The following is a 6660-nucleotide window of genomic DNA, read 5'->3' as shown; positions in this document are numbered from 1 at the left end:
GTGTATAAGAGACAGGTGGGACTCCGTCTCCGACACCGCCGAGTACGGCGGTCTCTCCCGTGGCGACCGCATCGTCGACGAGAACGTTCGCGAGAACATGGAAGAGACCCTCGAGGAGATCCAGAACGGCGAGTTCACTCGCGAGTGGATCCTCGAGAACCAGGCCGGCCGCCCGAGCTACACGCAGCTTCGACAGGCCGAGAAGAACCACGAGATCGAACAGGTCGGCGAACGACTGCGCGGACTGTTCTCGTGGGCCGAGGCGGACGCGTCGGCCGACGAGGAGTCCGTGCAGGTCCAGGCCGACGACTGAGCGCACGACCACTAGCACGATGACAGAGAACGAGCCGACGACCGAGACAGAGACGATGGCCGACGTCAGCCACACCAACCCCTACAGCGGGGAGACGGCTGGTCGGCTGTTCAGCCGCGGCCCGACGGTCGTCGCCGACGGCGGCGAGCGGCGTCCCGACGACGACACCCGGGCTGCGACGGATGCAACCGCGAGCACAGCTAACGGAACTGAGACGATGGCGGACGTCGATCACACGCCGCCACACGACGCCGACGACGCGAACCGCGTCTTCGAGCGCGGCCGCGTCACACACCCTGTAGAGGACGAGGAATGAGCGAAGGCACACTGTACGACAAGGTCTGGGATCGACACAAGGTAACGACGCTGCCGACGGGACAGGATCAGCTGTTCATCGGCCTTCATCTCATCCACGAGGTGACGAGCCCGCAGGCGTTCGGGATGCTCCGCGAGCGCGACCTCGAGGTCGCCTACCCCGAACTAACGCACGCGACGGTCGATCACATCGTCCCGACGGCGAACCGAGATCGGCCCTACGAGAACGAGGCCGCCGAGACGATGATGGCCGAACTCGAGGAGAACGTCCGCGAAGCGGGTATCGAGTTCTCCGACCCGACGACGGGCGACCAGGGAATCGTCCACGTCATCGGCCCGGAGCAGGGGCTCACCCAGCCCGGCAAGACGATCGTCTGTGGCGACTCCCACACCTCGACCCACGGCGCCTTCGGTGCGCTCGCGTTCGGGATCGGCACCAGCCAGATCCGGGACGTGCTCGCGACGGGCACCGTCGCCATGGAGAAACAGAAGGTCCGCAAGATCCAGATCGACGGCGAACTCGACGAGGGCGTCGAGGCCAAGGACATCATCCTCGAGATCATCCGTCGACTCGGCACCGAGGGTGGCGTCGGCTACGTCTACGAGTACGCCGGCTCCGCTATCGAGGACCTGGGCATGGAAGGTCGGATGTCGATCTGTAACATGTCGATCGAGGGCGGCGCCCGCGCGGGCTACGTCAACCCCGACGAGACCACCTACGAGTGGCTCGAAGAGACGGATTACTTCCAGGAGAACCCCGAGAAGTTCGAGGAGCTCAAACCGTACTGGGAGTCGATTCGCTCCGACGAGGACGCAGAGTACGACGACGTCGTTCGGATCGACGCCGACGAACTCGAGCCGGTCGTCACCTGGGGCACCACGCCCGGACAGGGCGTCGGCATCACCGACCCGATTCCGGCGCCGGAAGATCTGCCGGCGGACAAGCAGGACACGGCCCGACGCGCCCAGGAGCACATGCGCGTCGAGCCCGGCGAGACCATGGAGGGCTACGAGATCGACGTCGCCTTCCTCGGCTCCTGTACGAACGCCCGTCTGCCCGACCTGCGCCGCGCAGCCGAGATCATCGACGGCCGACAGGTCGACGACGACGTCCGCGCGCTGGTCGTCCCCGGCAGTCAGCGCGTTCAGGAAACCGCCGAGAAGGAGGGACTCAAGGACACGTTCGAGGAAGCCGGCTTCGAGTGGCGAAACGCCGGCTGTTCGATGTGTCTGGGGATGAACGAGGACCAACTCGAGGGCGACGAGGCGTGTGCCTCCTCCTCGAACCGGAACTTCATCGGCCGACAGGGAAGCAAGGACGGCCGCACCGTCCTGATGAACCCGCAGATGGTCGCCGCGGCGGCGATCAACGGGACGGTAACTGACGTGCGCGACCTGAAGGAGGTGACCACCGTATGACCGACGACGGCGACGACGTCGAGATTCCGGAAGTCGACTACGTCTCCGGTTCGGGCGTCCCCATCCGGGGCAACGACATCGACACCGACCAGATCATCCCGGCGCGGTTCATGAAGGTCGTGACCTTCGACGGCCTCGGTGAGTTCGCGTTCTTCGACGTGCGCTTCGACGAGGACGACAACCAGAAAGACCACCCGTTCAACGAGGATCGGTACCAGGATTCGTCGGTACTCGTCGTCAACAGCAACTTCGGCTGTGGCTCCTCGCGCGAGCACGCACCTCAGTCGCTGATGCGCTGGGGGATCGACGCGATCATCGGCGAGAGCTTTGCCGAGATCTTCGCGGGCAACTGTCTGGCTCTCGGTATTCCGACCGTCACGGCCGACAGCGAGACGATCCAGGACCTGCAGGACTGGGTCGACGACAACCCCGACGGCAAGATCGACGTCGACGTCGAAGCCGAGACCGTCACCTACGGCGGGATGACGGTCGACGTCACCGTCGACGACGCTCAGCGCAAGGCCCTGGTCGACGGCGTCTGGGACACGACCGCGCTGATGAAGTCCAACGCCGGCGCGGTCCGCGAAAAGGCCGAAGAGCTGCCGTACGTCGCCGACGCGGCGATTCCGGACGCCGAATAACGAGTCTCGACCGCCGACCGCCGACCGCGGCGGTCGCTCGAGTCATTGATTCGACCCGATTCGACTCGAGTACGACTACCGCGACCGCACACGGTTTCATTTTTGCTGTGACTCATACGGGTTACTGTCGGTCAGGTCCGGCGCACCCGCGACCCGGGCGGCGGTTGCGCCGGGACATCGGGACAGCAATCCGTATCACACCTGCTCGAGCGACGGCGTCGAGACACCCACCGGGTGATCCTGTTCGCGTGATACTGTCGGACAGCACGAGTTGACGATCGGTCGCGAATTCGCGACCCACGTTGCACTGACTGCTGTCCGACAGTATGAGAACCGGCAGAACGAGACACCCACCGGTATCGATTTTGGCTGACCGACGAAAGACAACGTGTGTCTCGGAACGCAGATGTCGCGTTGTTCCTGTCGCTGGCCGTTCTCTGGGGACTTTCCTTCCCGGCGATCTCGGTCGGTCTCGAGTCGCTCCCGCCGCTGTTGTTCGCCGCTGCGCGGTACGATATCGCGGCGGTGCTGTTGCTCGCCGCGGCCGCCTTCCGCGTCGAGGACTGGCGACCGACCGCGCGGAACGATCTGGCGGCGATCGGCGGCGGCGGCATCTTCCTCGTCGCGGGCAACGGCCTGCTCTTTCTCGGCCAGCAGACCGTCCCGAGCGGCGTCGCCGCGATCCTGCAGGGGCTCGTGCCGATCGTGACCGCGCTGTGGGCGATCCCGCTGCTTGGCGAACGCCTCTCCGGTGTCGGCGCTGCCGGCGCCGCGATCGGCTTCCTGGGCGTCGGGTTGATCGTCCAGCCCGACCCCGGCAATCTACTGGCGGGCGATACGGCCGCGCGGCTGCTCATCGTCGGCCAGGTCTGTAGCGTCGCGCTCGGCGGCGTCCTGATCCAGCGCGCCGGGCCGACGCTGCCACAGCTCCCGCTGGTCGGCTGGTCGATGCTCGTCGGCGCCGTCGTCCTCCACGTCGTGAGCCTCGGCGTCGGCGAGTTTCCGAGCGCGGACGTACTCGACGCGGCGTCGCTCGGCGCGTTGCTCTACCTCGGCATCTTCGCGACTGCCGTCGCCTTCGTGATCTACTTCTCGATCCTCGAGAGCTACGGCGCGTTCGAGGCGGCACTGATCGGGTACCTGGTGCCCGTGGTGGCGACGGTCGCCGGCGTCGTCCTGCTCGGCGAGGAGATCAGCGCGCTGACGGTCGGCGGATTCGCGCTGGTCGCGGTCGGGTTCGTCCTGCTCAAGCGGCGCGCGATCGCCGAGGCGGTGGGACTCTCGAGCGGTCTCGGATACGCGTAAGGGCGCCGTCGGTTTCTGCCGACGCTCTCCAACGACCTCGATTCCCGACCGTCCGACTCGAGGCCGCGACGATACGTCCATCGGAAAACCGTCCGTAACGCCTCGCGTAGTCGGTTCTCCGAGAGGCGCACCCGAGACGTGCCGTTCATTTAATACCTTCCCGATAGACAGTCGGGGACATGTCAGCGATAGATGCAACGTCTCTGACGAAACGCTTCGGCGACGAGGTCGCACTCGAAGGGCTGGATCTCGTCGTCGAAGAGGGAGAGGTGTTCGGGTTTCTGGGGCCGAACGGGGCGGGAAAGTCGACGACGATCAACCTGTTGCTCGACTTCATGCGCCCAACGGCGGGGAGCGCGTCGGTGCTGGGGCTGGACGCCCGCGCGGATAGCGAGGTCATTCGCAGTCGAATCGGCGTCCTCGCGGAGGGGATCGACCTCTACGACCGCCTGACCGGTCGGCGCCACCTCGAGCTCGCCATCGACTGGGCCGACGGCGAGGAAACGCCAGCGGAACTGCTCGAGCGCGTCGGACTGTCGGTCGAAGACGCCGAACGACCGGTCGGCGGCTACTCCAAAGGGATGACACAGCGCCTCGCGCTCGCGATGGCGCTGGCCGGCGATCCGGAGCTGCTCATCCTCGACGAGCCCGCCTCGGGGCTCGATCCCAACGGCATCCGGACCATGCGGGAACTCGTCCGGTCGGAAGCGGAGTCGGGAACGACTGTCTTCTTCTCGAGTCACGACCTCGGACAGGTCGAGGCGGTCTGTGATCGCGTCGCGATCCTCAACGACGGCGAACTCATCACCGTCGATACGATCGACGGGCTCCGCGAGGCCATCGGCGCACGCGCGGAGCTCTACCTTCGGGTCCCCGACGAACCCGACGCGGCGGACCTCTCGACCGTCGACGGCGTCGCCGACGTCGCGTACGAGGACGGCCGGCTCGTCGTGGCCTGTACGGATCCGCGCGCGAAGGCCCTCGCCATCGGGCGCCTGCTGGACGCGGATGTCGAAATCCTCGACATCGACGCGTCGTCCGTCGCGCTCGAGGACGTCTTCGCGGCCTACACCGATGGGGAGATCGACGTCGTTCGCGAGGACGACGCCGACGCAGACGAACGCGGCGGTCGGCTCTCGAGGGTGTTTCGATGACGGTGACGTGGCGAGACGTCGCGCGCAAGGATTTCGAGGACGTCGTCCGGTCGAAACTCCTCTGGGCGATCACCGCTGCGTTCGTCGGTCTCCTCGCGTTCTTCCTGCTCGTCGGCTACGTCTCCGGCGACACGGACGAGGGCTCGATGACCGAAATTCTGTCCGGAATGGGGCAGTTCGTGATTTTCTTCGTTCCCCTGATCGCGCTGATCGCGGGCTATATGGCCGTCGTCGGGGAGCGCCAGTCCGGTAGCCTGCGCGTCCTCCTGAGTTACCCGTTCTCTCGGACTGACGTGGTCACCGGCAAAGTCGTCGGTCGAAGTCTCGTCGTCGCCGCGACGATTCTGTTCGGATTTCTCGTCGTGACCGTCCTCGCTGTGCCCCTCGTCGGCGAGGTCGCCGTCGCGGAACTCGCACAGGTCGCCGGGCTCACGATCGCACTCGGCGTGACGTTTACGGCGCTCGCCGTCGGCATCTCCGCGGCCACAGCCTCGCGCGGGACCGCCCTCGCGTGGACTGTCGGCGTCTTCATCTTCTTGCTGGTGCTGTGGGAAGCAGTCGCTGTCGGCATCTACTACCTCGTACACGGCTCCCGACCCGGACTCGAGGCCGACGCCTGGTACTTCGCGCTGTACCAGGCGAACCCCCTCGAGAGCTATCGTCTCGCCGTCGATCAGGTGACGGACAGCTACGTCTGGCCGATGGTCCAGCTCGGTCTCGAGGACGTTCCGTTCGCCGAAGCGGGGCCGGAAGAGCTCCGCGTCGAATCGCGCGTCGACGGGGGGCTTCCGTTTTACCTCCAGCCGTGGTTCTCCGCCGTGACGTTCGCGGCCTGGATCGCGATTCCACTCGCCGTCGGCTACCGACGCTTTGCTGCGACGGACCTCGAGTGAGCGGCGTCCAACGCGCTGTCGGTCGGCGACTCGGCGCCGACCCTGGACGCCGGTATCGATACCCTCTTTTCGGGCGGCACGCGACTATCTGGCATGACTCACGAAATCGCCGTCATTCCGGGCGACGGAATCGGGCAGGAAGTCACGCCAGCCGCCGTCGACGTTCTCGAGGCCCTCGAGATCGACTTCGAGTTCGTCGAAGCGGACGCGGGTGACGCGGTACAGGCAGAGACGGGCGAGGCGCTTCCGCAGGAAACGTACGACCTCGCCGCGTCGGCCGACGCGACTCTGTTCGGCGCGGCCGGCGAAACCGCCGCGGACGTCATCCTCCCGCTTCGCGAGGCGGTCGACTCGTTCGTCAACATCCGGCCCGCCAAAGCGTATCCGGGTATCGACGCCGTCCGTCCCGAGACGGACCTGGTCTTCCTGCGAGAGAACACCGAGGGCGTCTACGCGGGTCACGAGGACCGACTCACCGACGACGTCTCGACGCTGACGCGCGTCGTCACGGAGTCCGCCTCGAGGGACCTCGCCGAGTTCGCCTGCGACTACGTCTCAGAGACGGACGAACACGACGGGTTCTCGATCTGTCTCTTATACACATCTCTGATGGCGCGAGG

General features: G+C 66.2%; 7 protein-coding genes and 1 pseudogene. All 8 read left to right on the top strand.

From position 1 onward, the window contains the following. A pseudogene (locus C493_RS16020) lies at positions 1–313 on the top strand (ketol-acid reductoisomerase); the annotation flags it as partial. A gap of 19 nt (positions 314–332) precedes the next feature. Then, a complete protein-coding gene (locus C493_RS16015; protein WP_007260518.1) occupies positions 333–629 on the top strand; it encodes a hypothetical protein in 297 nt (98 codons plus the stop codon). Next, a complete protein-coding gene (leuC, locus tag C493_RS16010) occupies positions 626–2047 on the top strand; it encodes a 3-isopropylmalate dehydratase large subunit (protein ID WP_007260517.1) in 1422 nt (473 codons plus the stop codon). Before C493_RS16015 ends, leuC begins: the two co-directional genes overlap by 4 nt. Beyond that, positions 2044–2688 (top strand): 3-isopropylmalate dehydratase small subunit, encoded by a 645-nt coding sequence (gene leuD / locus C493_RS16005; RefSeq protein WP_007260516.1) that lies wholly within the window; start codon positions 2044–2046, stop codon positions 2686–2688. The genes leuC and leuD overlap by 4 nt, the downstream gene beginning before the upstream one ends. 390 nt (positions 2689–3078) lie before the next feature. Further along, positions 3079–3993, top strand: coding sequence for a DMT family transporter (locus C493_RS16000; protein WP_007260515.1), 915 nt, complete (start codon positions 3079–3081; stop codon positions 3991–3993). Between the two features lie 179 nt (positions 3994–4172). Next, positions 4173–5147 (top strand): ABC transporter ATP-binding protein, encoded by a 975-nt coding sequence (locus tag C493_RS15995; RefSeq protein WP_007260514.1) that lies wholly within the window; start codon positions 4173–4175, stop codon positions 5145–5147. Continuing rightward, complete coding sequence (locus tag C493_RS15990) at positions 5144–6040, top strand: ABC transporter permease (protein WP_007260513.1); 897 nt, start codon at positions 5144–5146, stop codon at positions 6038–6040. Before C493_RS15995 ends, C493_RS15990 begins: the two co-directional genes overlap by 4 nt. 93 nt (positions 6041–6133) lie before the next feature. Beyond that, positions 6134–6660: isocitrate/isopropylmalate family dehydrogenase (locus C493_RS15985; protein WP_007260512.1), on the top strand; the 527-nt coding region annotated here is incomplete at its 3' end.

The organism is Natronolimnohabitans innermongolicus JCM 12255 (assembly GCF_000337215.1).
Classification (GTDB): domain Archaea; phylum Halobacteriota; class Halobacteria; order Halobacteriales; family Natrialbaceae; genus Natronolimnohabitans; species Natronolimnohabitans innermongolicus.
This window is presented reverse-complemented; position numbering and strand designations above follow the sequence as displayed.

Excerpts from the sequence above, each read along its gene's own strand:
- C493_RS16015 (WP_007260518.1), top strand. The coding sequence starts at position 333 with ATGACAGAGAACGAGCCGACGACCGAGACAGAGACGATGGCCGACGTC.
- leuC (WP_007260517.1), top strand. The coding sequence starts at position 626 with ATGAGCGAAGGCACACTGTACGACAAGGTCTGGGATCGACACAAGGTA.
- C493_RS15990 (WP_007260513.1), top strand. The coding sequence starts at position 5,144 with ATGACGGTGACGTGGCGAGACGTCGCGCGCAAGGATTTCGAGGACGTC.
- leuD (WP_007260516.1), top strand. The coding sequence starts at position 2,044 with ATGACCGACGACGGCGACGACGTCGAGATTCCGGAAGTCGACTACGTC.
- C493_RS15995 (WP_007260514.1), top strand. The coding sequence starts at position 4,173 with ATGTCAGCGATAGATGCAACGTCTCTGACGAAACGCTTCGGCGACGAG.